The 26,297-nt window shown below is 66.8% G+C and carries 27 protein-coding genes; 15 read left to right on the top strand and 12 right to left on the bottom strand.

Translation table 11 applies throughout. The features are described 5' to 3' along the window. The first annotated feature begins 114 nt into the window (after positions 1 to 114). Positions 115 to 813, top strand: coding sequence for a maleylpyruvate isomerase family mycothiol-dependent enzyme (locus J2W14_RS16020; RefSeq protein ID WP_307464307.1), 699 nt, complete (start codon positions 115 to 117; stop codon positions 811 to 813). A gap of 90 nt (positions 814 to 903) precedes the next feature. Here the strand turns inward: J2W14_RS16020 and J2W14_RS16015 are convergent, their stop codons facing one another. Continuing rightward, positions 904 to 1,695, bottom strand: a complete 792-nt coding sequence (locus tag J2W14_RS16015) for an alpha/beta fold hydrolase (protein WP_307464305.1) — start codon at positions 1,693 to 1,695, stop codon at positions 904 to 906. A 497-nt stretch (positions 1,696 to 2,192) separates the two neighbouring features. Between J2W14_RS16015 and J2W14_RS16010 the strand changes: the two genes are divergently transcribed. Beyond that, positions 2,193 to 2,531 (top strand): hypothetical protein, encoded by a 339-nt coding sequence (locus J2W14_RS16010; RefSeq protein ID WP_307464303.1) that lies wholly within the window; start codon positions 2,193 to 2,195, stop codon positions 2,529 to 2,531. Between the two features lie 101 nt (positions 2,532 to 2,632). On the opposite strand, the gene ligD is transcribed toward J2W14_RS16010, so the two are convergent. The 3 genes from ligD to J2W14_RS15995 all read right to left on the bottom strand — a co-directional run bounded on the left by ligD (position 2,633) and on the right by J2W14_RS15995 (position 5,713). Beyond that, complete coding sequence (gene ligD, locus J2W14_RS16005; RefSeq protein ID WP_307464301.1) at positions 2,633 to 3,877, bottom strand: non-homologous end-joining DNA ligase; 1,245 nt, start codon at positions 3,875 to 3,877, stop codon at positions 2,633 to 2,635. Between the two features lie 101 nt (positions 3,878 to 3,978). Continuing rightward, positions 3,979 to 5,145: a cytochrome P450 gene (locus tag J2W14_RS16000; protein ID WP_307464300.1), complete on the bottom strand. Its 1,167-nt coding sequence runs from the start codon at positions 5,143 to 5,145 to the stop codon at positions 3,979 to 3,981. A gap of 85 nt (positions 5,146 to 5,230) precedes the next feature. Next, positions 5,231 to 5,713, bottom strand: coding sequence for an NAD(P)-binding domain-containing protein (locus J2W14_RS15995; protein ID WP_307464298.1), 483 nt, complete (start codon positions 5,711 to 5,713; stop codon positions 5,231 to 5,233). On the opposite strand from J2W14_RS15995, the gene J2W14_RS15990 reads away from it, so the two are divergent. The 3 genes from J2W14_RS15990 to J2W14_RS15980 all read left to right on the top strand — a co-directional run bounded on the left by J2W14_RS15990 (position 5,692) and on the right by J2W14_RS15980 (position 8,650). After that, a complete protein-coding gene (locus tag J2W14_RS15990) occupies positions 5,692 to 5,931 on the top strand; it encodes a hypothetical protein (RefSeq protein WP_370871322.1) in 240 nt (79 codons plus the stop codon). The two genes, J2W14_RS15995 and J2W14_RS15990, sit on opposite strands and share 22 nt — an antisense overlap. Positions 5,932 to 6,075: 144 nt before the next feature. Continuing rightward, positions 6,076 to 7,014: a 5'-3' exonuclease gene (locus tag J2W14_RS15985; RefSeq protein ID WP_307464296.1), complete on the top strand. Its 939-nt coding sequence runs from the start codon at positions 6,076 to 6,078 to the stop codon at positions 7,012 to 7,014. A 166-nt stretch (positions 7,015 to 7,180) separates the two neighbouring features. Then, positions 7,181 to 8,650 carry an APC family permease gene (locus J2W14_RS15980; RefSeq protein ID WP_307464294.1) on the top strand — a complete coding sequence of 490 codons (1,470 nt, stop codon included), beginning with the start codon at positions 7,181 to 7,183 and terminating at the stop codon, positions 8,648 to 8,650. A gap of 128 nt (positions 8,651 to 8,778) precedes the next feature. Here J2W14_RS15980 and J2W14_RS15975 read toward each other — a convergent pair whose 3' ends face one another. Then, positions 8,779 to 10,188, bottom strand: coding sequence for an aldehyde dehydrogenase family protein (locus tag J2W14_RS15975; RefSeq protein ID WP_307464292.1), 1,410 nt, complete (start codon positions 10,186 to 10,188; stop codon positions 8,779 to 8,781). Between the two features lie 330 nt (positions 10,189 to 10,518). Here J2W14_RS15975 and J2W14_RS15970 point away from each other — a divergent pair, with 330 nt between their 5' ends. Then, the gene (locus tag J2W14_RS15970) at positions 10,519 to 12,000 is read left to right on the top strand and encodes an APC family permease (protein WP_307464290.1); all 1,482 of its coding nucleotides are present in this window, start codon (positions 10,519 to 10,521) and stop codon (positions 11,998 to 12,000) included. 165 nt (positions 12,001 to 12,165) lie between these two features. Here J2W14_RS15970 and J2W14_RS15965 read toward each other — a convergent pair whose 3' ends face one another. Both J2W14_RS15965 and J2W14_RS15960 read right to left on the bottom strand, forming a co-directional pair. Further along, positions 12,166 to 13,125 (bottom strand): helix-turn-helix domain-containing protein, encoded by a 960-nt coding sequence (locus J2W14_RS15965; RefSeq protein WP_307464288.1) that lies wholly within the window; start codon positions 13,123 to 13,125, stop codon positions 12,166 to 12,168. A gap of 112 nt (positions 13,126 to 13,237) precedes the next feature. Continuing rightward, positions 13,238 to 13,879, bottom strand: a complete 642-nt coding sequence (locus J2W14_RS15960) for a TetR/AcrR family transcriptional regulator (protein WP_307464285.1) — start codon at positions 13,877 to 13,879, stop codon at positions 13,238 to 13,240. Positions 13,880 to 14,001: 122 nt separating this feature from the next. On the opposite strand from J2W14_RS15960, the gene J2W14_RS15955 reads away from it, so the two are divergent. Beyond that, entirely contained in the window at positions 14,002 to 15,918 is a 1,917-nt protein-coding gene (locus J2W14_RS15955) for a primary-amine oxidase (protein WP_307464283.1), read from the top strand. A gap of 76 nt (positions 15,919 to 15,994) precedes the next feature. Beyond that, entirely contained in the window at positions 15,995 to 16,387 is a 393-nt protein-coding gene (locus J2W14_RS15950; RefSeq protein WP_307464281.1) for a hypothetical protein, read from the top strand. A 10-nt stretch (positions 16,388 to 16,397) separates the two neighbouring features. Here J2W14_RS15950 and J2W14_RS15945 read toward each other — a convergent pair whose 3' ends face one another. The 4 genes from J2W14_RS15945 to J2W14_RS15930 form a co-directional block, all read right to left on the bottom strand. Then, complete coding sequence (locus tag J2W14_RS15945) at positions 16,398 to 17,528, bottom strand: serine hydrolase domain-containing protein (protein ID WP_307464280.1); 1,131 nt, start codon at positions 17,526 to 17,528, stop codon at positions 16,398 to 16,400. Between the two features lie 81 nt (positions 17,529 to 17,609). Further along, a complete protein-coding gene (locus J2W14_RS15940; protein WP_307464279.1) occupies positions 17,610 to 18,953 on the bottom strand; it encodes a GntP family permease in 1,344 nt (447 codons plus the stop codon). A 226-nt stretch (positions 18,954 to 19,179) separates the two neighbouring features. After that, a complete protein-coding gene (locus tag J2W14_RS15935; protein ID WP_307464278.1) occupies positions 19,180 to 19,536 on the bottom strand; it encodes a hypothetical protein in 357 nt (118 codons plus the stop codon). Continuing rightward, complete coding sequence (locus J2W14_RS15930; RefSeq protein ID WP_307464276.1) at positions 19,533 to 19,703, bottom strand: baeRF11 domain-containing protein; 171 nt, start codon at positions 19,701 to 19,703, stop codon at positions 19,533 to 19,535. Before J2W14_RS15930 ends, J2W14_RS15935 begins: the two co-directional genes overlap by 4 nt. Before the next feature lie 152 nt (positions 19,704 to 19,855). On the opposite strand from J2W14_RS15930, the gene J2W14_RS15925 reads away from it, so the two are divergent. The 6 genes from J2W14_RS15925 to J2W14_RS15900 all read left to right on the top strand — a co-directional run bounded on the left by J2W14_RS15925 (position 19,856) and on the right by J2W14_RS15900 (position 23,903). Beyond that, entirely contained in the window at positions 19,856 to 20,293 is a 438-nt protein-coding gene (locus J2W14_RS15925) for an SRPBCC family protein (RefSeq protein ID WP_307464274.1), read from the top strand. A 166-nt stretch (positions 20,294 to 20,459) separates the two neighbouring features. Continuing rightward, positions 20,460 to 21,047, top strand: coding sequence for a ferritin (locus J2W14_RS15920; protein WP_307464273.1), 588 nt, complete (start codon positions 20,460 to 20,462; stop codon positions 21,045 to 21,047). Positions 21,048 to 21,059: 12 nt separating this feature from the next. After that, positions 21,060 to 21,365, top strand: coding sequence for a DUF1905 domain-containing protein (locus J2W14_RS15915; RefSeq protein ID WP_307464271.1), 306 nt, complete (start codon positions 21,060 to 21,062; stop codon positions 21,363 to 21,365). 96 nt (positions 21,366 to 21,461) lie between these two features. Continuing rightward, positions 21,462 to 22,727, top strand: a complete 1,266-nt coding sequence (locus J2W14_RS15910; protein ID WP_307464378.1) for an MFS transporter — start codon at positions 21,462 to 21,464, stop codon at positions 22,725 to 22,727. 304 nt (positions 22,728 to 23,031) lie between these two features. Beyond that, positions 23,032 to 23,412 (top strand): VOC family protein, encoded by a 381-nt coding sequence (locus tag J2W14_RS15905; RefSeq protein WP_307464270.1) that lies wholly within the window; start codon positions 23,032 to 23,034, stop codon positions 23,410 to 23,412. 188 nt (positions 23,413 to 23,600) lie between these two features. Continuing rightward, complete coding sequence (locus tag J2W14_RS15900; RefSeq protein WP_307464268.1) at positions 23,601 to 23,903, top strand: hypothetical protein; 303 nt, start codon at positions 23,601 to 23,603, stop codon at positions 23,901 to 23,903. A 9-nt stretch (positions 23,904 to 23,912) separates the two neighbouring features. Here the strand turns inward: J2W14_RS15900 and J2W14_RS15895 are convergent, their stop codons facing one another. After that, positions 23,913 to 24,881 (bottom strand): DMT family transporter, encoded by a 969-nt coding sequence (locus J2W14_RS15895; protein WP_307464266.1) that lies wholly within the window; start codon positions 24,879 to 24,881, stop codon positions 23,913 to 23,915. On the opposite strand from J2W14_RS15895, the gene J2W14_RS15890 reads away from it, so the two are divergent. Beyond that, a complete protein-coding gene (locus J2W14_RS15890; protein ID WP_307464265.1) occupies positions 24,880 to 26,292 on the top strand; it encodes an aminotransferase-like domain-containing protein in 1,413 nt (470 codons plus the stop codon). The genes J2W14_RS15895 and J2W14_RS15890 overlap by 2 nt on opposite strands. Positions 26,293 to 26,297 lie beyond the last annotated feature (5 nt).

The following is a 26,297-nucleotide window of genomic DNA, read 5'->3' as shown; positions in this document are numbered from 1 at the left end:
ATTAGGGCGGTGCCGCCTTTGGCAGTCCTGTCCGTCTCAGTCCATACGATCTGGATATGGAACAGCGGGCAGGAACGCTGGTCCTTGACCGGGAGCAATGGATAGGCTGGCAAAATGATCAAGCCAGCACGCCTTCACTCAGACCTGTCCCGCCTCGGCAGGGAGTCGGACATGTTCCTGGCTACCGTCGAGTCACTTGTCGACGACGAGCTGACCGCTCCCTCGCTGTGCGAGGGGTGGACGCGCGCCGACGTCATCGCCCACGTCACCTCCAACGGACGCGCTCTGGTAAAGCTCATCGACTGGGCCGTCTCAGGCGAGGAACGTTCCTTGTATGCCTCGCCGGACGCCCGTTCCCAGCAGATCGCCGCCTTGGCCGCTCTCCCGCGGAAAGAGCTCGTCGCGGAACTGCGGGACTCGGCCCGGAGCTTTGCCGAGCAGGCACAGCGGCTGGGCGGGGAGATTGCGGCCCCCGGGGTGCAGCTGAACGGCAAGGAGCTCCCTGCCACGTCCATCGTTGCGCTCCGGATTGCCGAGGTGGTGGTGCATCACCATGACCTCGACACTGCCTGGACCATCGAGGAGGCCGATCCGGATTCGCTGCTGAACGCCCTTGAAGCCGTGGTGCGTTCGCTCCGGGCCAAAGGGTCACCGGGAATGACGTTGGTGACCGAGGAGCGTGACGAGTGGGTGATCGGCGACGGCGGTCTGCGCGTGGTGTCCGACCGCGAGGGGCTGCTCCAGTGGCTGGCCCGCGGGGACGCGGAACATATTGACGTGGACGGACCGGTGCCGGTGCTGCCAGCCTGGTGAGCCAGGATGAGAGCGAGCCCACATGGACCTGCCAGAAGCCGCTCAGAGGGCAACGCTTTGTACGGTTCCTGAGCCGCCGGGGGAAGGACGTCACCTGCCGTCTCGGCGAGCCCGGTCAAGCCAGTCTCTGAGCAACGCGGCAAGGAGCTCGGGCCGCTCGTGCATGAGTGCATGGCCTGCGCCGTCTACCACTGCCAGGGTGGCGTGCGGATAGCGCTCGAGTAAGTCCATTGCGTCGGTGTACCCAACGATCGAATCGCGTCGTCCGGCCGCGATCAGGGTCTGCGCCGGGAAGGTGCCCGATCCGACGTCGACCGTCCATTCGGCGAAGATCCGGCCCAGCCCGGTCGCGTCGACGAGCGTCGTGCCCGGCACGATATGGCTGCGGTAGCGGCGGGCGGTGGCCGGTGTGCGCACGACGAAGTATTCATCGAAACCTTGCCGATGCTCAGGTTCGAGTTCGTCGTACGCGTCAGCGTCCTGACAAATCACCTGATGGGCGGGCACATTTTGTGAGCGCTCGGCGACGGGGCATAGCAAAGCCAGGGCGCGCACGATGTCCGGCCGCTGTGCGGCCACGCCGCGCGCAAGATATGCGCCGTAGGAATGCCCCAGCAACATCACCGGTCCGGCCTCGAGACGATCAATGAAGTCAGCGATGAGCGCGACCACATCGTCGTTGCAGGCCAGGCCCCCGGTGGTGGAGCTGCCCATTCCTGGCAGATCCGGGTAGATCCGCCGGTATCCCGAGCCGGGGACGACGGCCTCGATCGCCGCCTCAATCTCGCGGTGATCAACACCGGCGCCGTGCAGCGCAATCAGCGGCACGCCGCTTCCGTGCTCGATGTAATGAATCAGGACGTCATTGATCCGTCGCTCCATGTCAACATCGTATTGATCGATTTCAGGACAGCAACACGGCCTCAAGAAACATGACGTCCAAACGCTTCAGACTTTGCAGTGCCGCGACCGTGACCGGTCTTACTCTCAGCCTTATGCTTTCAGCCTGTGGACCCCAGCCGGCGGAGAATGCGACAGCACAGAGTGCGGCCCCCAGTCTGAGCGCCTCTGCCACACCTTCTGCCACGGCCCTTGCCACCCCGACAGCCACTCCCAGCGCCGAGGTGCCTTCCCCCGCAGTCCCCGCCCCGCCTGCTCCGCCTGCCGCGCCGGTCCAGCCAGCATCAAAAACCTTCACATTTCCCGATGGGCACATCTCCTTCTCCTACCCGGGTTCCTGGTCCGTCAGGACGCAGCGGGGGCCGGGCCAGGAGGGGCCGCCCTGGCAGCCGGTTGAAGCGATCGTCTCGGACGGCACGGGCGCCGACCTCTTCAGCGTCTCAAGCGGCGCCAATGGCATCGGCTGCTCGGCGGGTCCCGTGAACCGCACGGTGTTCGATAAGGCACCCGTCGCCGGAATGCGCGAAGTTGACGGCACGACGCCGATGTTCGGATTCATTGTGGAAGGGAGCGGCGGCAATGACTCGTACTTCATGGCGGTCATGAACCCCCGCAACCTGGAGGAGGGGGACGTCTCGTCGCAATGCACGCTACTCAAAATGGGAAACGGCGGCGCGCAGAACCGGGTCATCTTCAACCAGTCGGTCTACCCGAACCACGTTCCGGGCTTCCCGAGCCGCCAAGCGGCGAAATCGTGGATGGCCACGGAGCAGTACGCGCAACTCAAGGCCCTGATGCTGAGCCTGACGTTCTCCTAGCGGTCCTCTCAGCGGACGATTGCGCTGCTGGCACGGGTGGGGCGGTTGTCAAGAACTTCGTGCGACGTCGGAAACGACCTGCCCGATCCGGCCCGGTGGTGTCAGGGCACAGGCCGCCCCGGCCACTCTTTGCCCGCCCACGGGTCGTAGTCGGCGATGAGCTCCTCCTGTGGCGGACGCTCCTTTTCGGGGACGTGCTGCAGGTTCACCCGCACCCGGTACCAGAGCGAACTCGACCCCCGCATCCCGTCGACGAGTACGTCGGCGGGATGCAGGGCCTGGACGAGGTCCGCATGCCGGGCCCTCCATTCATCGAGTGCCGCAAGTGCCTCGGGCTTGGTCTTGGTTCGTGCCACTTCGATCAGCGGCATCACCGACTGCCGGCGGCCCGAGCCGTCGCCGCTCCGCGGCGGCTTTTCGGCGGGACCGAGCTCGGCAGCCAGGGCCAGAAGCCCGTCCAGTGACCCCACGGCGTCATCGATGCCCTCGTGGGGGTCGCCCACCGCGGCGAAGCGCTCGAGCACCGTGGGCACCGTGAATTGTTCCGGGCGGGTGGAGGCCACCTCGTCCCAGGTGAGCGGCGTCGAGACCCGGGCGTCGGGCAGCGGCCGGACGGAGTACGCCGACGCCACGGTGCGGTCCTTGGCGTTCTGATTGAAGTCGACGAACACACTCTCCCCGCGCTCCTCCTTCCACCACCGCGCGGTGGCGAGTCCCGGGGCGCGGTTTTCGACCTCGCGGGCGAGGGTTTCGGCGGCGAGCCGCACGTCGCGGTAGGACCACTCTGGCGCGATGCGCACCAGGATGTGGAGTCCGCGCGACCCGCTCGTCTTCGGCCATCCCACCAACCCCAGGTCGTCAAGCACCTCCCGCGCTACGTAGGCGACGTCGACGATCTGCTTCCAGTCGACCCCCGGCATCGGATCCAGGTCGACCCGGAGCTCATCGGGGTGTTCCAGGTCCTCGGCGCGCACGGGGTGCGGGTTCAGATCCAGGCAGCCAAGATTCACCACCCACGCCAGGCCCGCAGCATCCCGGATCACGGCCTCCTCGGCTGAAGTCCCCGACGCGTAGTGCAGCGTCGTTGTGTCGATGAAGTCGGGGTGGTTCTCCGGCACGCGCTTCTGGAAGAACGGCTCGGCGTCGATTCCCTTCGGGAAGCGCTTGAGCACCATAGGCCGCCCGCCGGCACCCCGCAGGGCACCATCCGCGACGGCGAGGTAGTAACGAACCAGGTCCAGCTTCGTCAGCCCGGGCTCGGGGAACACCACCTTGTCCGGACTCGAGATGCGAACCTCGTTGCCGTCAATGCTAAGGAGCTCGGCCGGGGTCTTCGACGGGTTCATGCCGCCACGCTAGCAACGATCGGATGTCCCAGCCAGACCCGCTGCACGGCAGGCGGATTGACCCGAAGAACCTCCGACGCCTGGGCGCGACGGGTCTGCGGTCAGGATGCGACCCAGCGGACGGGGAGCGTCTTCACCCCGTAGACGATGGTGCTGTCCATCCGTTCCAGCTGCGCTCCCGGGGCGAGGGTCAGGCCGGGCAGCCGGGTCAGGGTGGCCTCCAGCGCGATCCGTGCTTCCAGTCGTGCCAGCGGGGCGCCGAGGCAGAAGTGAATGCCGTGGCCGAACGCCAGATGCCGGATCTGGCCGCGGTCGATGTCGAACCGGGCAGGCCGCTCGAACTGCCGCTCGTCGCGGTTCGCGGAGCCGATCCACGCCACCACCGGGGCACCGGCCGGAATCCCCATGTCGCCCAGGGTGGTGTGGGCAACCGTCACCCGGTACATGGACTGGACGGGGGACCGAAAGCGGAGCACCTCTTCAATGGCCTGGGGGAGCAACGATGGTTCCTCTACCAGCCGTTCGATGGTGCCGGGCACTTCGGTGAAGCAAAGAACCGCGTTGCCGATCAGGTTGGTGGTTGTTTCATTGCCGGCGACGAGCAGCAGGGCGCAGAAGCCCAGCAGCTCGGCCACATTCAGCTTCTGCCCGTCAATCTCGGCGGCGAGCAGGTTGCTGATCAAATCATTGCCGGGCCGGCTGCGTCGCTGTTCGATCAGGGCCAGGAAATACCCGGTCATCTCCTGGTTGGTGGCCTGGTGGTCCTCAGTAGTCGCCCCGGTCCGCGTCTGGCTGACGATGACGTCGGACCACTGCTTGAAGCGGTCACGGTCTGCGGCTGGTATGCCCATGAGTTCGGAGATCACGATAACCGGCAGCGGGTAGGCCAGCGCCTGGATCAGGTCCGCTGTTCCGAGTGACGCGATCCCCTCCAGAAGCTCGTCGGTGAGTTCTGAGATGCGGGGAGCCAGCGCGTCCACAGCTTTCGGCGTGAACGCCTGGGTCACCAGGGAGCGCAACTGCCGGTGCCGCGGGGGATCGGTGGTGATCAGGCTCGACGCGAACAGGTGGCCTGTTTCGGATGGATCGTCGCCCTGCATCCGGGAGGAAAACCTGGCATGTTCTGAGAGCACCCGCTGCACGTCGTCATACCGGAAGACATGCCAACTTCCTGATTGCTCGTCATGGTAAACAGGTGCGGATTCGCGCATTCTCTCGTAGTGGGGAAAAGGATCCAGCGGATGCTCACTGGCCGGGGCGAAGTCCATGGCTGGCCTCCCTGCTCAGCCCGGCGGTCTATCGGCCTTGATGACCGTCGGGGCGTCGAATTGATGGACCCGTGGAACCCTGAGTTTATTCGACGCCCGCTCGGCCTGTCAGCAGGCACGTGTGGCGGCTCGCCCTTGGCCGGGCGCCGTCCACCCGGAGCAAGGGACTTGCCGGCGGCGTACGAGACTCGCCGGCCACTAGGGTGCCGGCGAAGGTCGTGTTGAACGCCTTGACCACATTGGCGCTGGCGGGGACAAGCTGCGCGACGACGGTTTTGCCGGCCAAGGCATCGCCATAGGCGCGGACGACGGACTTGGCGGCGTCGAAGGGGACAGCAAGGACCACGATGGCGCCCTGCGGAGCATCGACTGTCGTGCCGAAGGTGACGCCGGTGACGAGCTCGGCGGCCAGCTCCTTGGCTTTGGTGGCGTCCTGTCCGAGGATTTCGACGGTCAGGGGAGGTCCCAGGCTTCCGAAACGTCCCGGGACCCGAGCAGCGTACGCCAGGGTGGACGCCGGCTCATTGTGCCCATCAAGATGAAGCGGTGACTGCTGATGATTCCGCAAACGCCGGGACGCCGCGCCGGGCGACTCCGGCCGATGCGGCGACGGTGGCCCAAATGCTCCACGAGTTCAACACCGAGTTCCAGACGCCCACCCCTGGCGTCGAGGAGCTGACGTCGCGGCTGGCCCAGTTATTGACGGGCGGGGACGTGGTGGTGCTGCTGATCGGCGAACCGGCCGGCGGAGTTGATCGAAATCAACGTCGACGGCGAGGACGTTGAGGCACGCCGCCTCTACGAAACACGCGGTTTCACCAACACCGAGCCCGATGGCACAGAGCCGATGCTGTATTACTACCGAGAGCTCTGAACGGCAGTCCGGGCACGTCGGGTTCTCAGGGAGGGTCTTCCGTGTCAGGATCAGGTATGCCCGACCGCCTGATGCTGCTCGACACCGCGTCGCTGTATTTCCGCGCCTTTTACGGTGTTCCCGACACGATCCGCCGCGAAGACGGCACCCCGGTGAACGCCGTGCGCGGGCTGCTGGACATGATCGCGCGGCTCACCACCGACTACGATGCGACGCATCTAATTGCGTGCTGGGACGACGATTGGCGCCCGCAGTGGCGGGTCGACCTCATCCCGAGCTACAAGTCGCACCGGGTCGCGGAGGAGGTCGCTGCTGGCCCCGACGTGGAGGTCGTGCCGGACGCGCTCGAGGCGCAGATTCCATTGATCCGCCGTGTGCTCGAGCTCGCCGGCATCGCCGTCGTGGGGGCGGCCGGACATGAGGCCGACGACGTCGTCGGCACCTACGCTAGCAACGCGCGGCTGCCCGTGGACGTGGTGACCGGCGACCGCGACCTCTTCCAGGTCGTGGATGACGCCCGTCAGGTGCGGGTGATCTACACCGCGCGGGGCATGAAGAACCTTGAAGTCCTCACCGACGCGGTCGTCGTCGAGAAGTACCGCGTGCTGCCCGGGCAGTATGCCGACTATGCGGCCCTCCGTGGCGACACCTCCGACGGGCTGCCGGGCGTCGCCGGCATCGGCGAGAAGACCGCCTCGTCGCTGCTTGGCGAGTACGGCACCCTCGACGGGTTGTTGACCGCCGCGGCGGATGCGGGAAGCGGTCTGTCCGCATCCGTGCGGTCGAAGCTCGCCGCGGCCACGGACTACCTCGCGGTTGCGCCCGCCGTCGTCAACGTCGTCCGCGACCTGAAGCTGCCGACGCTGGAGGAGGCGGGTGCGCAGCTGCGCCCTGTCGCCGGCGATTCGCGCGCCGAACTCGAGCGTCTCGCGGCCGACTGGAACCTCGGCGGCTCGGTCAGAAGGCTCCTCGACGTGCTCGACCGGCGTCGCTGAGGGGAAGCTGCACTCCTGAAACGCAGCGACGGAACGGGACTCCGCGGCACTCCGCCCTGACTGTTGCCAAACAGACGTGACAAGGCCAAGGTGAAGTAGGTCACATCGAGATCGGGAGTCCGGCCGCGGCCCATCCGGGAGCCGCGTACCTGTTGTGGAGGTCAGCATGAGCACAACTGAAGACAAAGTGTTCGACGCAACTCCCGAAGGCAACCCGCCCGAACTCAAGCGGGTCCTGGGACCGAAGCTCCTGCTGCTGTTCATCGTCGGTGACATTCTCGGCGCCGGTGTGTACGCCGTCACCGGAACCATGGCCGGCACGGTCGGCGGTCTCGTGTGGCTGCCGTTTCTGCTCGCGTTCATGGTCGCGACGCTGACCGCTTTCTCCTACCTTGAGCTGGTCACGCAGTACCCCCAGGCAGCCGGTGCGGCGCTGTACACGCACAAGGCGTTCGGTATCCACTTCGTGACCTTCCTGGTGGCGTTCGCCGTCGTCTGCTCCGGCATCACGAGCGCCTCGACATCCGCGAACGTCCTCGCCCAGAACCTCTTTGGGGGTTTTGAGGTCAACGGCTGGATGGCCATGCCCGGACAGGGAGCGATCACGGCCGTTGCGATGGGCTTCATGCTGCTGCTGGCGGCGATCAACCTGCGCGGCGTGGGCGAGAGCGTGAAGTTCAATGTGGTCCTGACCCTGGTCGAGATGACCGCCCTGTGCATCGTGATCGGCGTCGGTTTCTACGTGATGGCCCAGGGGACCGGGAACCTTGCGGAGATCACCGTCTTCACCGACTCCCAGGACAAGGGGTTGTTCCTGGCCGTCACCGCCGCCACCTCCATCGCGTTCTTCGCAATGGTCGGTTTCGAGGACTCGGTGAACATGGTCGAGGAGACCCAGAATCCCGAGCGGATCTTCCCCCGGACCATGCTGACGGGTCTCGGCATCGCGGTGATCCTCTACATGCTGGTGGCCGTGTCCGTGGTGACCGTGCTCACGCCCACCGAACTCGAAGGGATCAGGGAGGCCGAGGGCGCCGCGCTCCTAGAGGTGGTAGGCAAGGGCTCACCGGACTTCCCGATCGACCAGGTCTTTCCATTCCTCGCGGTCTTCGCAGTCGCCAACACCGCCTTGATCAACATGTTGATGGCCAGCCGCCTGATCTACGGCATGGCCCGCCAGGACGTCCTGCCGCGAGCGCTGGGAAAGGTCCTCCCGGGGCGCCGTACGCCGTGGGCCGGGATCGTTTTCTCGACCGTCCTCGCGCTGGGGCTGATCCTGTACGTCACCAGTGACCCGGACAGCAACGTCGTCGCGAACCTCTCCGGCACAACTGCGTTCCTGCTGCTGTGCGTCTTCACCGTGGTGAATGTGGCCTGCCTGGTGCTCCGCCGCAAGAGGGACCCCCACCGCAAGGTGTTCTTCACCTCGCCCGGGCAGCTACCGCTCGTCGCTGCCCTGCTGTGTGCCTTCCTCGCCGGTCCATGGGTCGGCCGGCCCGTCATTCAGTACCAGATCGCCGGGGGGCTGATGGCGATCGGCGTCGTGCTGTGGTTCATCACGTGGCTGATCACGAAGCGGACCAACACCCGGCCGGGCGAACCTGTCGGCATCCAGAACATCGGCAAGGACGGGTAGCCTCCACGTTTCGGATCGCCAGGTTCAGGAAATTATCCGAGGTCCGCAATGGCGGGGCTGTCTCATGGTAGAGGGGCCGGCGCCCGTCGGCGCCGGCCCCTCTACCATGGTGCCCCGCTGCTGGACCCTCAGCCGTTGATCACCTGCGGGACACCGAGGGCCTTGAGGCCTTCGACGCCGAACTCGAGTCCATAGCCGGACTGTTTGGCCCCGCCGAAGGGAACGCGCGGGTCCACGGCCCCGTGTTTGTTGATCCATACTGTTCCGGCTTCGATCCGGGCTGCCACCGCACGGGCCGCGGCCGGGTCTGCTGACCAGACGGAGGCGCCCAGGCCGACGTCGAGGGCGTTCGCCATGGCCACGGCCTCATCGACGGTGCTGTAGCGGATGATGGGCAGGGCCGGGCCGAACTGTTCCTCGGCGACGAGGGGGCTGTCATTGTCGATGTCGGCCACGAGCGTGGTGGGGTAGAAGTAGCCCGGCTGGTCTGCCTCCGGGTTGCCTCCCAGCAGGATCCGGGCGCCGGAGTCGCGCGCCGCATCGACGAGCCGGGCCACGGTGTCGAACTGCTGCCTGTTCTGCAGCGGGCCGAGGACGTTCACCTCGTCAAGTCCGACGCCCATCGGCATGGCCTCGGCGACGGCGGCGAGTTCCGTGCAGACCGCATCGTAGATGTCGTCGTGGACGTACAGCCTCTTGAGCGCCGCGCAGGTCTGCCCGGTGTTGATGAAGGCACCCCAGAACAGGCCTTCCGCGATCGACTTCGGGTCGGCGTCGGGGAGGACGATGCCGGCGTCGTTGCCGCCGAGTTCGAGGGTGAGCCGTTTGACGGTGTCGGCGGAGGATTGGATGATCGCCTTGCCGGTGGCGGTGGAGCCGGTGAACATGATTTTTCCGATGGCGGGGTGCTCGGCCAGACGTGCGCCGACCTCGCGTCCGCCGGACACGACGGACAGAAGGCCTTCCGGCAGTTCCTGGTTCAGGACGCTGACCAGCGCCAGGACGCTGAGCGGGGTGTACTCGGAGGGTTTGACGACCACGGCGTTGCCCATCCGCAGGGCGGGGGCGATTTGCCAGACGCTGATCATCATGGGCCAGTTCCACGGCCCGATCGCACCGACGACGCCGATCGGGCGGTAGCTGACGACGGCGTGCGTCTCGCCGTCGTCGACCACGGTCTCCGGTTCCAGCCCGGTGGTGGCCGTGGCACGGAGCCAGGCCGAGCAGGCGCCGACTTCGAAGCGGGCGTTGGGGCCGTTCAGCGGCTTGCCCTGCTCGCGGGAGAGGAGCCGGGAGAGTTCCTCGGCGGAACGATCGACGGCGTCGGCGGCCCTGAGCAGTGCGGCGCTGCGGGCGTCGTGACCCAGCGCGGCCCAGGCCGGCTGCGCGGCGGCGGCGGCGGTGATGGCGTTCTCCAGATCCGCCACGTCATGAACCGGTGCTTCCCCCACGGGCTCGCCCGTGGCCGGGTCAAGAATCGTGCGGGTCGGGCCGGACGACGGCGTGATGGCGGCGAGAAGGGCATCGTAGGTTTCCATCGGTACTCCACTTCGAGTAGTTAAGGCGCTGCTGGTGATCCGTCCCGGCCCTGCGGCCTGAAGACGCTGCTCCAAGCGTCCTCCGCCGGAAGCCCGGTGGCTTGTCTCTGCGGGAACGACTCTTGACGACCAGCGAACGATGGCAGCAAGGTTCAACAGGGGAAACACGCCAACAGGGGACACACGGATCGGTGCGGAAAGGCGTCGCTGCGCTCAGCTACAACAAACGGTCACTGATCGACAAAAGCCGGACACGGTGCCGCTGCCATGCTGGTTTGCACGGTGCCAGGCACCACTGACCCAGCACTCATGACCGTTAAGAAGGATCAAATGAGTATTTCAAAATCCGAGCCCCGGACCGCAGAAACCACTCCCCGGCACGAGCACTCCACTGCCCTCCGCGCCGGCAGCGTCGGTGTCATGGGCATTCTGTTCTTTGTTCTTTCCGCTCAGGCGCCGCTGACCGGCATCGTCGGGGCGTCCCCGCTGGCCGCAGCGCTCGGTAATGGCCCCGGAGCGCCCGGCGCCTATCTGGTGGTCGGCATCGTCATCGTGATTTTCGCGGTGGGTTTCGTTGCCATGAGCCGGAAGATCCAGGCCAACGGCGCCTTCTACGCCTACGTCACGGCGGCGTTCGGGCGGAAGATCGGCGCCGGCGCCGCGTGGCTGGCGCTGCTGGCCTACAGCACCGTGCAGGCTGCCATGTACGGCCTCTACGGCGCGGCATTTTCCGGCCTCCTCGGCAGTGCCGGCATCAGCGTCCCCTGGTGTGTGCTGGCTGTGGTGACCATGGCCGGCGTGCAGGTCCTGGGTTCCCTGAACATCGAACTCGGCGCCCGGGTCCTGGCAGTTCTCGTTGGCCTGGAGGTCGCGATCCTGCTGATGTTCGGGCTGACTGTGCTGTTCCGGGGCGGGGGACCGGAAGGGCTCAGCATTGCCGCGTCCTTCTCACCCGAGGCGATCGCCAGCGGCGCCCCCGGCGTGGCCATCATGTTCGCCGTGGCTTCCATGTTCGGATTCGAATCCACCGCCATCTATTCGGCTGAGGCCAAGGACGCGCGGCGGACCGTGGCCCGGGCCACCTACCTGTCCGTGGGCGTCATCGCCGTCTTTTTCTCCTTCATTTCCTGGATGCTGGTCAGCTATTACGGCCCGTCGCAGGTCGTCGGGGCGGCGGGGGCGGCCCTGGAGTCCGGCGACTCCACGGCGTTCGTGCTCACGCCCATGGTGGAACTGTTCGGGCCGTGGGCAGGGGTCACCACCGGCATTCTGCTCGTGACGTCCCTGCTGGCCGGCATCATTGCCTTCCACAACGGCATCAACCGTTACCTGCATTCGCTGGCGCTCCGCGGTTCCCTGCCCGGCATCGTCGCACGGACCAACGCGCACCGGGCACCGGCGGTGGCAGCCCGGATCCAGACCGGCATCGCCCTGCTGCTGGTGGCGCCCTTCGCGCTGCTCGCCCTGGACCCGGTCCTGACCCTCTTCTCCTGGTTCAGCGGGCTGGCCGTTGCGGCACTGCTGGTGCTGTACATGCTGTCCTCCCTTGCCGTCGTCGTGTACTTCCGGCGCGAACGGGTCTCCGGGCAGTACTGGCAGACGCTCGTGGCGCCGGTGCTGGCCACCGTCCTCCTGGCCTGGGTGCTCTACCTGGTGGTCAGCAACTTCACGTCCCTGATCGGCGGCAGCGCCGAAACGGCCGTGGCGCTCCTGGCGGCCGTCCCCGCGGTGTTTCTGGCCGGCCTGCTGGTGGAGGTCCGGGTCCTGAGCCGGGGCGGAGACCGGGCCAAAGTGGCGGAGTTCGCCGGTTAGGCCATCACTGCGCGGGTAGCCGGGCGCCAGGACAACGACGGGCCAGGACGACGACGGGAGGGTGCGGTTCCGGATATTCCGGAACCGCACCCTCCCGTCGTTACAGCGCTACAGCGCTACAGCGCTACAGCGCTACAGCGTTGCAGTGGTCTAGGCAGGCGCCGCTCAGGCGCCGCGGCGCCAGTCGCTGGGGGACTGGCCGAAGGCATCCCGGAACGTGCGGCTGAAGTGCGCCGCGTCCAGGAATCCCCACCGGGCGGCGACCGTGCCCACAGAGTCCCCGGCATGCAGCGGATCCCGCAGGTCCCGCCGGGTCCGTTCCAGCCGCTGGGTCCGGATCCAGCCGGAAACGGTGGCTCCTGATTCGTGAAAGACGTTGTGCAGATGGCGGGTGGAGATGAAATGGGCCGCGGCAATTGAGGCGGGGGACAGCGCGGGGTCAGAGAGATGCGCCTCGATGTACTCGCGGACGGAGGTGGCAAGGAGCGCCTGCGGCTTCATCCGGTCCGGAGTCATGGACAGTTCTGCATGCAGCATCGTGGACACGAGGTCGAGGGTGTTGGTGGTCAGCCGGGAACCGCTGGGGCCGTTCAGGACGTCCAGGTTTTCCGCGAGCCGGGCAATGAACGGCCCGACGATGCCGGTCAGGCTGCCGCCTGCGGCCATCCGCACGGCCGAGAGCTGCCCCACGCATTCGGGCGGCAGCGACAGGGCATCGCAGGGGAACATCACGACCATTACGCGGGCCTGCCCCTCGAACGCCAGGGTGTACGGCCGGTCGGTGTCATAGATCGCCAGGTCCCCCGGGCGCAGCACGGCTTCGCGGTTGTCCTGGATGAGGAGCCCGGTTCCGTGGAGCTGGAGGTTGAGTTTAAAGTAGCGCTGGCCGGAATGGGCAATCAGTGCGGGCGTGCGGTGGACCTCGTGGCTGGATGCCGTGACCTCGACGATGCACACGCGGTCGAGCAGCCGGGACCTCATGCGGCCGCTGAACGTGTCCGGATGGTCCGTCTGGGCCACGAGCGGTACAAAGGACTCCGCGACCAGGTGCCTCCAGTGGTCAAAGGAGGTTGCCGTGCTCGTGGAGACGTCTTGGGAGTCTCGGTGGGTTGTAGCTGGGGCCATTGCAGATCCTGACGCCGTCATAATCCTGGGGGTGTGTCCTGGGACACAGTCCTTTCAGGTTAGCGCCGGAGGTCGCCGGTGTCATCTTTTTTCGACACTCGGCGAAAAAAGATTAGTGGGCCGGGCCAAGAAGGCCCAGGTAGCCCTCCAGCTGGGCCACGAGGGCCGCGCTGAGCGGCTGCCCCGCGGCGGGGCGGTCGGCCGCGGGTCCCTCCGCCGTCGGCGCCGGGGGTGCAAGGGCGGCGGTAATCTGCGCGCCCAGCAGCATGTTCAGCAGCTGGCCGGCGATGGCGTCATCTGGAACCGAGGTGGTGACGTCGCCGTTCTTCCTGGCCTGGCCGAGGTATCCGAGGATCATGTGGTGCCACTGGTCCATCGAGGCGCGGTGGATTGCGGATTTCTCCTCGTCATTGACCGCCTTCTGCCAGAAAGGGATCACAATCCGCGCCTCGTTGACGCGCTCCTCATCGAGCGGGAGCACCTCGCGGCAGAAGTCCCGCAGGGCCGGCAGGCCTGATTTCCCGGCGGTGACCGCTGCCACCCGCGCGTTGGTCCTGTTGAAGACATGGTTGAAGGCAAAGGCCAGCAGGACGTCCTTGGTGGGGAAGTAGGGCTTGAGGGCGCCGTTGGCGAACCCTGCCTCGATGGCGATTTCGCGCATGGTGGCACCCTCGATGCCCAGCCGGGCAATGATCCGCCACGTCGCGTCCACGAGTTCCAGGCGGCGCTCATCATGATCAACAATCTTTGGCACGGAACTGCTCCCCGGGAAAATATTTTGTGGCCGACTCTTGTGGCACATCTTACGGATCGGTATTCTCTACAACTATAGAAAATAAACATCCGACCCGCAAAGGTCCCGGACAGAAGGCCCCCATGATGCCCCCAATTACTGACACCGCTGCGCCGTACCGCCTGGCGACGGGCGCCGAAATCGCCGAGGTCCGGAGCGTTCTGCTCGCCGCCGGCCTGCTGGGACCGGAGAAGCGCATTGCCTACCTGGGCCTGCTGGATCCGGCCCGCGACGCCGCCGGGGACCGTGAAGACCGCCGCTTCCGCGTGTTCATTCACGACGTCGACGGGGGCCGCCCGGCGGACGTCACGGTCTCCGTGACGGCCCAGGCGGTGGTGTCCGCCGTTGAGCTGGACACCGCCGTCGTGGGCGAGCTTCCGGTCCTGGAGGAAGAGTTCGAGGTGGTCGAGGAACTGCTGGCAACGGATGAGCGGTGGCTCAAGGCGCTGGCCGCGCGCGGCCTGGACGCCGGGAAGGTCAGGGTCGCACCGCTGTCTGCCGGTGTCTTCGAGTACGCCGAGGAGAGGGGCCGCCGCATCCTCCGCGGGCTGGCGTTCGTGCAGGAGTTCCCGGAGGACAGCGCCTGGGCGCACCCCGTCGACGGGCTCGTGGCCTACGTCGACGTGGTCAGCAAGACGGTGACCCAGGTACTGGACACCGGAGTTGTGCCGGTGCCCGCCGAACACGGCAACTACACCGATCCGGAGCTGACCGGGCCGCTGCGGACCACGCAGAAGCCCATCACCATCACCCAGCCCGAAGGGCCCAGCTTCACTGTGACCGACGGGAACCACGTGGAATGGGAAAAGTGGAGCGTCGACGTCGGCTTCGATGTCCGGGAAGGCGTCGTCCTGCACAATATCGCCTTCCAGGACGGAGACCGGCTGCGACCGATCATCAACCGGGCGTCCATCGCCGAGATGGTGGTGCCCTACGGTGACCCGTCGCCGATCCGCTCCTGGCAGAACTACTTCGACACCGGCGAGTACCTCGTGGGCCAGTACGCCAACTCCCTGGAACTGGGATGTGACTGCCTGGGGGAGATCACCTACCTCAGCCCGGTGATCAGTGATGCCTTCGGCAAGCCGCGCGAGATCCGCAACGGCATCTGCATGCACGAGGAAGACTGGGGCATCCTGGCCAAGCACAGCGACCTCTGGTCCGGTATCACGTACACCCGGCGCAACCGCCGCCTGGTGATCTCGTTCTTCACCACCATCGGGAACTACGACTACGGGTTCTACTGGTACCTCTACCTCGACGGCACCATCGAGTTCGAGGCCAAGGCCACCGGCGTCGTGTTTACCAGCGCCTACCCCGAAGGCGGCTCGGACAACATCTCCCAGCTGGCGCCGGGACTGGGCGCCCCGTTCCACCAACACCTCTTCAGCGCACGGCTGGACATGGCCATCGACGGCTTCACCAACCGCGTTGAAGAAGAGGACGTGGTCCGGCAGGTGATGGGCGAGGGCAACGAACGCGGCAATGCCTTCTCGCGGAAACGGACCGTGCTCAGCCGCGAATCGGACGGCGTCCGCGAGGCCGACGCCCGCAGCGGGCGGACCTGGGTTATCTCGAACCCCGAATCGCGGAACCGGCTGGGCGAAGCTGTGGGCTACAAACTCCACGCCCAGGGCCAGCCCACCCTGCTGGCGGATCCCGGATCCTCCATTGCCCGCCGGGCGGCATTCGCCACCAAGGACCTCTGGGTGACCCGCTTTGCCGACGACGAACGTTACCCCACCGGCGATTTCGTGAACCAGCATGCCGGGGGAGCGGGGCTGCCGGCCTATATCGCGCAGGACCGGGACATTGACGGCCAGGACATCGTGGTCTGGCACACTTTCGGGCTGACCCATTTCCCCCGGACCGAGGACTGGCCCATCATGCCGGTGGACACAGTGGGCTTCAAGCTGCGGCCTGACGGCTTCTTTGACCGCAGCCCCGTGCTGGACGTCCCGGCCTCCGCCCAGCCGGCCGGCGGCCACTGCCATGCGTAGCCGCTAAGGCATGGCGCGGATTCGGGCGTGGGGCCGGTCTTCCTGCCCCACGCTCCACGCCAGGATGTGCGCCGCCGTGACGGCCGGCTCCTGCCTCTTCCACGTGTGGCTGGTGGCGGAGAACCAGCACGCACAGTGGCTGAATGCGTTGATGGTTGCCATGGTTTCCGTGTGCCTGCCGTGCACCGTGCACATTTGGCGGCACCTCCGCGTCGGCGCCCTGCAAAGGGTTATGGCCGGTGCGCTGGCGATGGCCCTCCTGCACGCCTTCCTGTTCCTGGGCACCGGTGCCGCCGGCCACAACCACGCACCGTCGGCCGCGGCCGTGACAGGTCCGGGAGGCCACCCGGCGGCCATGTCGCTAGGGGTCATCGGGTTGGAACTAACGACTGCGTTGCTCGCCGCGACGTTAGTGGCCCGGCTGCGAATACGGCGCCGGCGTGCATCAGCTCTGTGCACCGCGGCCTAATTGCGGCCCGTTACGGCCAGGGCGCTGATGCCAGAAGTGCGAAGAGCGGTTCGAAGTCGTACATTCGGGTGCTGTTGCTCATAACAACGATGCCCAGACCGAGGTCGGGGAAGAGGCGCATAACGTTCCAGAAGCCCGCGCCGGCGCCGAAATGCTCCACCCACTGCCCCGGGGTCTTCGTCGGCCGGCGGAACCAGCCGGTTCCGTGGTGGAACGGCTTGCCCGCCTCGTCAATGGTGCGCATGCTGCGGGCCGCCCCGGGGGAGAGGACCCGGGTGCCGTCGATCTCGCCGTCGCGAAGGTGCAGGCGAAGGAACCTGCCCGCATCCAGGACGTCGCCTACCAGGCCGCCGTACGCCGGACCGTCCACGTAGAAGGGGTTCAGTGACAGGTACGGACCGTGACGGGATCCGGCGATCCCGCCGGGGAGGAGGCCGCGCAGCAGGGGGTCCGCGATCCGGGGCGCTTTGACGTAACCGGTCGCCCTGGCCGCGCCGTCCGGATAGCGGAATCCGGTGTGATCCATGCCCACAGGCCGCAGGACGGACTGACGGACGTATGCCTCGAAGGGCATCCCGGATGCAGCGGCGATGACCTCTCCGGCGGCAAGGTAGCCGACGTTGGAGTACCGGGCGCTCCGCCCGGCCGGGTACCGGTAGGCGCGGCGCCTGCCCATCAGACGGCGGAGCAGGGCCACGGGATCCGGGGGATCCGCGTCGGCCGGGTGCACCCAGCGGATGGGCATCGGGTTGCCGAGCCCGGCGGTGTGGTTGAGCAGTTGGCCCACGTTCGGCGTCGCCGCCCCGGGCGCCCGCAGGTAATCCACGTACTCGTCGGCCGGGGCATTCAGGTCGAGGCGGCCTTCGCCAACGAGCCGGCACGCCGCCGTCGCGGTCACGATCTTGGACATGGAGAACCACAGATACGACGTCGAGGCGGTTGCCGGCGTCTTCGCTGCACGGTCGGCGAGGCCGTAACCGGCGGCGAAGAGCACTCGATCGCGGGTGACCACGACCATGGAGAGGCCCGGAACGGCGCCCCGGCGCATCATCGTGGTGACGGCCGCCGTCGTGCCGCGGGGTGGTCTGCCCACAGCGACGCTCTCGCCCGGCGCGCCCGGGTTGGTGCCGTCAGTGACCATGGCTCATCCTCCTCGGCCCGGCCAGCAAACGTGCCGGTTCACCACTTCACTCGTCGTTTCTCTGCAATCGCGGCCCGGTCCCTAAGCAATGAGTGCCACCGCCATGACCATCGGCAGGGAGACCACCGAAGCGATCGAGGTGACCATCGTCAGCGTCTTGAAGGTACCTTGGGTCGACAACCCGAGGAGCGACTTGAACATCCAGAAGAAATTGCTGTTGACCTGAAGGGCGAACATCGCGCCGGACGCGATGGCGAGGCCGATGGTGATCGGCGAGACGTTGATCGATTCGAGTACCGGGGCGATGATCCCGGCAGCGGTGATGGCAGCCACCGACACTGACCCGATCGCCAGGTGCAGCACGGCGGCGATGAACCAGGCGAGCAAGATGCTGAGTATGACCGGAGCCGCCGCGTCGGCGGTGAAGAGGTCGGCCAGGATTTTGTCGAGCCCGGTCTCCCTGATGACGGCGCCCAGGGACCCGCCGATGCCGGTGATGAGTAGGATCTCGCCGCTGGTGTGGAAGCCCTCGCTCATCGCCGTCCCTGTACCCGCCGAGCCGAGGGTGCGCCGGCAGAGCACGTATGCACCGAGCAGGCCGACGAAGAGCGCGAAGTTGGCGTCGCCGACGAAGGCGATGAAATCATTGGAGAAGCCGAACAGTTGGGCGAAGGCACCGAAGGCGATCATCACCAGGGGCACGAGGATAGGCAGCAGGCAGACAAACAGCGGCGGCGTCGCGGTGTCCTCCTCGGCCAGTTCGGTGGTCTCTTGCACGACCATCGCCTCATCGACCTCTTCATCCTTATCCGGATTCCAGTATCGGCCGCGCAGGAGCAAGCGGAAGATCAGCGTTGTCGCGATCGCCGTCAACGGCCCCAGCACGAACCCGTAGATCAGCCACGTGCCGAGTGGGATGCTCAGAAGGCCCGCGATGGAGACCGCTGCCAGTCCCGGGACCACGAAGACGTAGCCGGCGAAGATCCCGGTCCCGAGTGCACCGCACATGTGCGGCAAACCGGTCCGGCCGATGAAGGGCCCGGTCGAGCGCGCCACCGGAGAGGCCAGCACAACCTGCACGTCCACGTAGATCGACGGGAAGATCGTCGCCATCGCAGCCGTCAAAGCGTACGGGAGCCGGCGCGCGCCTACGCCGTTGACGAGCATCGTCACCATCTTCCGGAAAGCGCCCATCGCGTGGAGCATCGCCCCGATGAGCACACCGAATCCGATAAGCAGGCCCACCTCGCCCATGATCTCGCCGAAGCCGGTGGCGATCGCCGTGATCGTCGCCGTGAAACCGACACCGGTCGCGAGGCCCAGGTAGAGCGAGCCGATCATCAGGGAGATCACCGGATCGACCTTGACCTTGATGATGAGCAGGACGACGACGACGATTGCTATAACGGTGTGAAGGGCGATCATGACCTGCTCCTGCCGGTACGGGCAGGGGCGGGATCATCCAACACCGTCGCCACGTCGATCCCAACGACTGGCACCGATCGGGCTCCGCCGTGCGGCTGTCGACGCCGGGCTTGCCCTTGTAGGTACGCACTCACTGCGGGGTTCCGCAAGAGTGAACAGCGGGTTCTCCGCGGTGAGCTCGTAGTTTGCCTTGATCCCAGTTGATACTCCGTGCCGGCCCGCAGTGTCAAGACGCAACCCGGGCCAAACCGAGTCCGCTTCGGTCAGGGCAGCCGGATCGAGGTGCTTCCAAAGTGCCACTCACCGGAGTTTCACCCCGGTCCCGGTCGCCGCCCGGCATATCGGATCGCCGCACCGCGAGCACGCGGGCACCCGACCCGAGCGCCCGCAGGGCAATTACCTCGATCGCGTCCTGGCCCGTGTCCGTATCCAGGCTGAGCAGGCCATCGTCTCCCACGGACCCTTTGACCTCCGCATCCATGTCCACAAGGAGCGTGGCAACCGCACCGAAGGCAGCCGCCCGCGCCAGATCGCTGAGGTCCGTCGAGGCGCGCCCGTTGGTGCGGCGCTCTTCAAAGGTCACTTGCAGCGCAACGAGATCGGCGGAAGCACGTGGTCGACGGACCGGGCGTACTGGGTCAGCCGCACCTTGCGTCCCTCGTCGCCCCGCAGCGGCCCGGACGGGGCACGGCCGCCGATGGAGTCGAGCCAAAGGGCCTCCAGCAGCTCATATCTCTCCGGTGGGTGCATGATGAGGGCATAATCCTGCAACTGCTCGATGCTGACTATCCCGCCGACTGGCAGCACTACCTGATCAGCCCCGCTTTTAGACCCTCGGATGCCGGTGTCACAGACGGGCGGAACGGACGCCGCGGCCGATGCGTGACGGAAGGGAAACAAATATGGTTGATGTGGCAACAGAGATTGTCATCCACCGGCCGCGCGGGGTCGTGGCCGGCTATGCTTCGGACCCCGAAAACGCCCCCGAGTGGTACATAAACATCAAGACAGTCCGCTGGGAATCCACACCACCCCTGGCGATCGGATCCCGGCTGGCCTTCCGTGCCCGCTTCCACGGCCGGAACCTGGATTACGTGTACGAATTCCTCGAGCTGGATCCGGGAACGAAACTCATCATGCGGACAGCGCAGGGGCCGTTCCCGATGCAGACCACCTACACCTGGGCTGACGCAGATGGCTCCTCAACCCGGATGACACTGCGCAACACCGGCACGCCGGCGGGCTTCTCCGCCGTCGTGAACCTCCTGATGGTCCCGATGATGCGCCGCGCGATGCGGAAAGACCTGGCCAGGCTGAAGCACATCCTCGAGGCGGGCTGACCGGGCGAGGGCTACGTCTCACGGGTGGCCCGGTTCATACGGCAGGGTCTTGACGCGGCGTTCCCTAGCGGAGGACGCTCGTTTCAGGCCCTCCGGCAGCCGCAGCCCAGCAGAGGCCCGGCCCCGCAGGTCCACACCCCTGAACAGCGACCTGAGGAGAGCCCCAATGAGCCCCCAATTCAACGAGCTGCTGACCCGCCAGGTGGGTAATGAATTCGCGGCCTCCCAGCAGTACATCGCCATCGCCGCCTGGTTCGACGGACAGGACCTGCCCCAGCTGGCCAAGCACTTCTACCGCCAATCGCTGGAGGAGCGGAACCACGCCATGATGATGGTCCGCTACATCCTGGACCGCGGCATCAGAATCACCATTCCGGGAATCGACCCGGTCCGGAACGACTTCGCCTCGGCGGAGGAACCACTGGTCCTCGCCCTCGCCCAGGAGGTTGAGGTGACCAACCGCATCAAGGAACTGTTCGCGGCGGCCCGGGCGGAAAACGACCCGCTGGGCGAGCAGTTCATGCTCTGGTTCCTCAAGGAACAGGTCGAGGAGGTGGCCTCGATGTCCACGTTGCTCAATGTCGCACGCCGGGCCGACAACCTCTTCGACGTCGAGACATTCCTTGCCCGCGAAAGAGTGGGCGACGCGGGCCAGCACGGGGGAGGACACGGCGGACACCATGGCCACGGAGGCGGCCGCGGGGGGCCCTCCGACGACCCGGGGACGCCGGAAGTCGCCGGCGGTTCGCTCTAGGCTCCGGCGGGAATGGCGCTGAGCTATGCCTTCACGGCCACCCTGTGGCATTATCCGGGAGAAGCGGGGTGGCACTTCCTCACCCTTCCGGAGGAGCTTGCAGCGGAGATTCGGGAGGAGACGGCAACGTTCCGTCGCGGCTTTGGCTCCGTCAAAATCACGGCCACGGTCTCGGGCCACAACTGGTCCACGTCACTCTTTCCCGACAGCAGGAGCGGGACGTATCTGCTGCCCGTCAAAAAGGCCATCAGGACGGCGGCCGGTCTCGAAGCGGGAGACCAGGTCGCGGTTCACCTTGAGGTGCCCGGGTCCGGCTGAGCACCCCCGGATGCAGGCCCTGTTCCTCTGGTGTGGGCGGGCGAAGGAGACGAGAATGGGCCCGTGTTTCCCCGCCCTGACGGGGACGGCCCTCCGATGAACGCCGCCGCCCGCAAGATCCAGCGCATCTACCTCACACTGACGCTGGGCAATACCCTTGCGGCCTCATTTATCTGGGGGATCAACACACTCTTCCTGCTGGATGCCGGTCTCAGCAACCTCGAGGCCTTTGCCGCGAACGCGTTCTTCACGGCCGGGATGGTGCTGTTCGAGGTGCCCACCGGGGTGATTGCCGACGGGTGGGGGCGCCGCATGTCGTTCCTGCTCGGGACCGTGACCCTGGCCGTCTCGACCTACCTCTACTACCTGCTCTGGCAGCTTTCCGCCCCGTTCCTGTGGTGGGCGGTCGTGTCGGTCCTGCTCGGTCTGGGCTTCACGTTCTTCTCCGGCGCGGTCGAGGCCTGGCTCGTCGACGCTCTGCGCTATTCGGGCTACGAAGGCGGACTGGAGGCGGTGCTCGGGCGGGGACTCATGGTCTCGGGTGTAGGAATGCTCGTGGGCTCGGTGGCCGGCGGGGTGATCGCACAGGCCACCAACCTGGGCGTGCCGTTCCTGCTGCGCGTCGGTGTGCTGCTGATGATGTTCGCCGTGGCCTTCGCCCTCATGCGCGACGTCGGATTCACCCCTGAACGTTCGACCCATCCACTTCGGGCAACCCGCGCCGTCCTCTCCGCCTCGATCGAGAACGGATTGAAAAATCCGCCGGTCCGTTACGTGATGCTGGCAGCGCCGTTCAGCGCCGGCGTCGGGTTCTACGTGTTTTATGCCCTCCAGCCCTACCTCCTTGAGCTCTTCGGCGACCCGCGCGCGTACTCCGTGGCAGGCCTGGCGGCGGCGCTCGTGGCCGGAGCGGAAGTGCTGGGCGGCTGGCTGGCGCCCCGCATCCGGAACCTCGTCGGCAAACGCACGACAGTGCTGATTCTGAGCAGCATCTTTAGCGCCTTGATTCTGGTCGTCCTCGGGTTCACCCGGGAGTTCTGGGTGGCGCTGGTGCTGCTGGCGCTCTGGGCCGTCGTCGCATCGGCGGGGACCCCGGTGCGGCAGGCCTACCTGAACGACATGATCGCCTCGAAGCAGCGGGCGACGGTGCTGAGCTTCGACTCGCTCATCGGCTCCAGCGGGGGAGTCGTAGTGCAGCCGGTCCTTGGCCGGGCGGCCGACGTATACGGCTATCCCGCCTCCCTGGCAATCGGCGGCGTGATCGAGTTGATCGCCGTGCCCTTCCTGCTGGCGAGCCGCCGGCAGCACCACCGGTCCGACCAGGCCAGTGCCCCGGCTGCCGCCACGGACGCCGGATCCTAGCGGCCCCGTCGGCGCCGCCAGGCCCCGGGCGGCCTCGAAGTTCCCGCCGCGACGGCAGTGATGCCGGACGGTCTTGACTCCCGCGGCGCCGAGCCTACGATAGTGCGCATCAGCACCTGCGAGGAGTGGACAAGTGTGTCCATCGCCGATGCTGGGCATGTTGATGGCCCCGGGACGCGAGGCCCGGGACCGGCACAACGGGGCCGGTACGCCGAGTTGCCGGCGGACGTCGATTACATCGTGGATGGCAGCTGGGGTGACTTCCAGGAACCTGATCAACACTGATCAAAAGGGAGAAACAATCATGCTCAAGGATCTCGAAATCATCGCAGTCCTCCCCGCGAAGGACATCGTCCGGGCGCGCAACTACTACCGTGACGTGCTGGGACTGGAGCCCGCCGTCACCCTGGACGAGGAGAATCTGCTGTACCGCTGCGGCAAGGGATCAGTGTTCCTGCTGTACCAGACCGACAATGCCGGAACAGCGAAAAACACCCAGATGGGCTGGGTATCAGCCGACATCGAAGCCGAGATGCAGGACCTGCGCAGCCGCGGCGTCGTGTTCGAGGAGTACGACTTTCCTGGTCTGAAGACCGAGAACGGGATCGCTGCGACTCCGGCAGGCAAGGTTGCGTGGTTCCTGGACAGCGAGGGCAACATTCTCACCGTCTCCGAAGGCCTGTAGCGCTGGAGCCTGAAAGCGCCGCCCCTGGCATGCCGCTGGGACTTTGCGGGGACGGCGCACCAGCACTCCCGGCCACTGGAGCGACACCGCGGACCCGGCCGGAAACTCTCTCCGGCCCGCCGTCTTACGTGGAGCGGCCTTCCGGGCCTACAGTTGGGCATGTACAGGCCGTCGACAGGAGTGCCCCAGTGATTACCCTGCAGATCGAACACCAGGTCCGGGACTTCGGCATGTGGAGGAGGGCCTTCGACTCTGACCCCCTGAACCGCGCCGCGTCGGGGGTGCGGTCCTACCGGATCTCGCGTCCCCTTGACCAGGAGGACTACGTGATGCTGGAGATGGATTTCGATACGCAGGCAGCTGCCGTGGATTTCCTGGGCCGGCTGCAGAACGACACCTGGAAGACCGGTGTGACGGCGCCGGCGCTGGTCGGAGAGCCGTCGACCAGGATCATCGAGACGGTCGCCATCGAGAAGGTGTCTGCTCTCTAGTTCCGCTGTTCACCTGGCCGCGACTGCGGCCTTGGCATGCTGCGGCGTGTTCGACGGCGCCGGGCCGGGCCGCGCGCGGACGGCCAGGCCGGCGCAGAAAACGACGGCCAGCCCGCCGATGATGGTGGTCCAGGCCAGGTGCTCGCCCAGCAGGAGTCCGGCCCAGCAGATACTGAGGACGGGCTGGATGAGCTGGACCTGGCCGACCTGGGCCATCGGACCGATGGCAAGCCCGTGGTACCAGGCGAAGAACCCGACGAACATGCTGACGACGCCGAGGTAGGCAAAGGCTGCCCACTGCACTGGTGTTCCCGAAGGCGGATGCTGGGACATCGAGAGGGCCATCAGGAACACCATCAGGGGAGCGGCGAGAACGAGCGCCCACGAGACGGTCTGCCAGGCGCCGAGTTCGCGCGCCAGCAGGCCGCCCTCCGCGTATCCGATGGCGGCGGCAACGACGGCGCCGAAGAGCAGCAGGTCCGGCCAGTGCAGCTGGCCGAAGCCGCCGGACTGCGCGGACGCGAAGGCGATCGCCGCCACCGCGCCGACGCCCGTGATGAGCCAGAAGGCCAGCGGCGGGCGTTCGCGTCCGCGCAGCACGGCCATCGTTGCGGTCGCGGCCGGCAGCAACGCGATAACCACGGCACCGTGACTGGCGGGAACGGAGGTGAGCGCGAACGAGGTCAGCAGCGGGAAGCCGACGACGATCCCGCCGGCCACGACGGCCACTCGCGCCCACTGGACACCCTGCGGCGGGCGCTGCCGGGTCAAGGAGAGGGCGGCTGCGGCGAGAACCGCGGCCAGGACCGCCCGGCCGGAGCCGATGAACAGCGGGTGCAGTCCGCCGACAGCCAGCCGGGTGAACGGAACGGTAAAGGAAAAGGCCGCCACGCCGAGCAGGCCCCACCACAAGCCGGTGGCCGGCCGCGAGGATAGCGGTGGCCAAAAACCAACGATAGCGCTACTGTAGTCTCTCATGTTCAACGATAGCAGTTCGCGCATTGTCGAACGACTCCGGGAGTGGATTGCGGCAGCACCGCCCGGAGCCCGGCTGCCCTCCACGCGGTCGCTGGTCGCCGACTACCAGGCGAGCCCGGTGACCGTGCAAAAAGCCCTCCGGACCCTCAGCGCCCAGGGACTGATCGAAAGCCGGCCTGGCGTCGGGACTTTCGTCCGGGCGATTCGGACCTCGCGGCCCGCGGACTACGGCTGGCAGACGGCAGCGCTGCGTTCACCCCAGTCGCCGCTGCGGCCGGTCCCCACCGCGATGCGCTCCGCCTCGAACGATGTCATCGCCTTCCACTCGGGCTATCCGGACCGGGAGCTCCTGCCGGAGCGTCTGGTGCGCGCGGCACTGACGCGGGCGGCCCGCGGCGACTCTGCCTGGTCGCGTCCGCCAGCTGCCGGGCAGCCGGAGCTGCAGTCCTGGTTCGCCCAGGAACTCCGGTCTTCGACCCCGGCCGGTGTCACACCGCCAACCCCGAACGAGGTCATCGTGCTGCCCGGAAGCCAGAGCGGACTCAGTTCCGTGTTCCGGGCCCTGGCCGGCAGCGGGCAACCGCTGCTGCTGGAATCCCCGACGTATTGGGGGGCCATCCTGGCCGCGGCGCAGGCCGGTGTCCATGTCGTTCCGGTGCCGAGCGGACCCGAGGGCCCGGATCCGGAAGAACTGGACAGGGCCTTCGAGGAGACGGGCGCACGCCTGTTTTACGCACAGCCGAACTATGCGAATCCCACCGGTGCGCAATGGCCGGCGCGGGTGGCCGAACGGGTACTGGACGTCGTCCGGGCGCACGGCGCGTTCCTCGTTGAAGACGACTGGGCGCACGATTTTGGCATCAGCACCACCGCCACGCCCGTCGCGGCACGCGACGATTCCGGACATGTCGTCTACCTTCGTTCGCTGACCAAAAGTGTGTCCCCGGGCATCCGCGTTGCCGCCGTGATTGCCCGGGGCCCAGCGCGTGACCGCATTCAGGCCGACCGGGGAGCCGAATCGATGTATGTCAGCGGCGTCCTGCAGGCGGCTGCCCTTGACGTCGTGACGCAACCCGGGTGGCACACGCACCTCCGCGGTCTCCGCCACCAGCTCCAGGCCCGCCGGGACCTGCTGATCAGCAGCCTCCGGGAGCATGCCCCGCAGGCCCATGTCGAGCACGTGCCGAAGGGGGGACTGAACCTCTGGGCACGCCTGCCCGACGGAACCGACCTTGAAAAGCTCACCCGTGACTGCGAGGCCGCCGGCGTCGTCATCGCCGCCGGCACCGAGTGGTTTCCGGCTGAACCCACAGGATCGTTTATCCGGCTCAACTACGCCGGACCCAACCCCGGAGCCTTTCCCGAAGGAGCGCGCATCCTCGGCCAATCACTGGAACGCAACAGCCGCTGAAGGCG

Origin of the sequence: Pseudarthrobacter oxydans, assembly GCF_030812335.1 — a bacterium.
GTDB classification, from domain to species: domain Bacteria; phylum Actinomycetota; class Actinomycetes; order Actinomycetales; family Micrococcaceae; genus Arthrobacter; species Arthrobacter oxydans_B.
The sequence above is the reverse complement of the archived record's forward strand: the minus strand, read 5'-3'. Positions and strand labels throughout refer to the sequence as shown.

Coding starts and splice junctions, on each gene's coding strand:
- J2W14_RS15985 (WP_307464296.1), top strand. CDS start 6,076: ATGCCCGACCGCCTGATGCTGCTCGACACCGCGTCGCTGTATTTCCGC.
- J2W14_RS15920 (WP_307464273.1), top strand. CDS start 20,460: ATGAGCCCCCAATTCAACGAGCTGCTGACCCGCCAGGTGGGTAATGAA.
- J2W14_RS15945 (WP_307464280.1), bottom strand. CDS start 17,528: ATGGTCACTGACGGCACCAACCCGGGCGCGCCGGGCGAGAGCGTCGCT.
- J2W14_RS15895 (WP_307464266.1), bottom strand. CDS start 24,881: ATGAGAGACTACAGTAGCGCTATCGTTGGTTTTTGGCCACCGCTATCC.
- J2W14_RS15975 (WP_307464292.1), bottom strand. CDS start 10,188: ATGGAAACCTACGATGCCCTTCTCGCCGCCATCACGCCGTCGTCCGGC.
- J2W14_RS15915 (WP_307464271.1), top strand. CDS start 21,060: ATGGCGCTGAGCTATGCCTTCACGGCCACCCTGTGGCATTATCCGGGA.
- J2W14_RS15965 (WP_307464288.1), bottom strand. CDS start 13,125: ATGGCCCCAGCTACAACCCACCGAGACTCCCAAGACGTCTCCACGAGC.
- J2W14_RS16015 (WP_307464305.1), bottom strand. CDS start 1,695: ATGGAGCGACGGATCAATGACGTCCTGATTCATTACATCGAGCACGGA.
- J2W14_RS15980 (WP_307464294.1), top strand. CDS start 7,181: ATGAGCACAACTGAAGACAAAGTGTTCGACGCAACTCCCGAAGGCAAC.
- J2W14_RS15910 (WP_307464378.1), top strand. CDS start 21,462: ATGAACGCCGCCGCCCGCAAGATCCAGCGCATCTACCTCACACTGACG.
- J2W14_RS15970 (WP_307464290.1), top strand. CDS start 10,519: ATGAGTATTTCAAAATCCGAGCCCCGGACCGCAGAAACCACTCCCCGG.
- ligD (WP_307464301.1), bottom strand. CDS start 3,877: ATGAACCCGTCGAAGACCCCGGCCGAGCTCCTTAGCATTGACGGCAAC.
- J2W14_RS15955 (WP_307464283.1), top strand. CDS start 14,002: ATGATGCCCCCAATTACTGACACCGCTGCGCCGTACCGCCTGGCGACG.
- J2W14_RS15890 (WP_307464265.1), top strand. CDS start 24,880: ATGTTCAACGATAGCAGTTCGCGCATTGTCGAACGACTCCGGGAGTGG.
- J2W14_RS16000 (WP_307464300.1), bottom strand. CDS start 5,145: ATGGACTTCGCCCCGGCCAGTGAGCATCCGCTGGATCCTTTTCCCCAC.
- J2W14_RS15940 (WP_307464279.1), bottom strand. CDS start 18,953: ATGATCGCCCTTCACACCGTTATAGCAATCGTCGTCGTCGTCCTGCTC.
- J2W14_RS15905 (WP_307464270.1), top strand. CDS start 23,032: ATGCTCAAGGATCTCGAAATCATCGCAGTCCTCCCCGCGAAGGACATC.
- J2W14_RS15930 (WP_307464276.1), bottom strand. CDS start 19,703: ATGCACCCACCGGAGAGATATGAGCTGCTGGAGGCCCTTTGGCTCGAC.
- J2W14_RS15925 (WP_307464274.1), top strand. CDS start 19,856: ATGGTTGATGTGGCAACAGAGATTGTCATCCACCGGCCGCGCGGGGTC.
- J2W14_RS16020 (WP_307464307.1), top strand. CDS start 115: ATGATCAAGCCAGCACGCCTTCACTCAGACCTGTCCCGCCTCGGCAGG.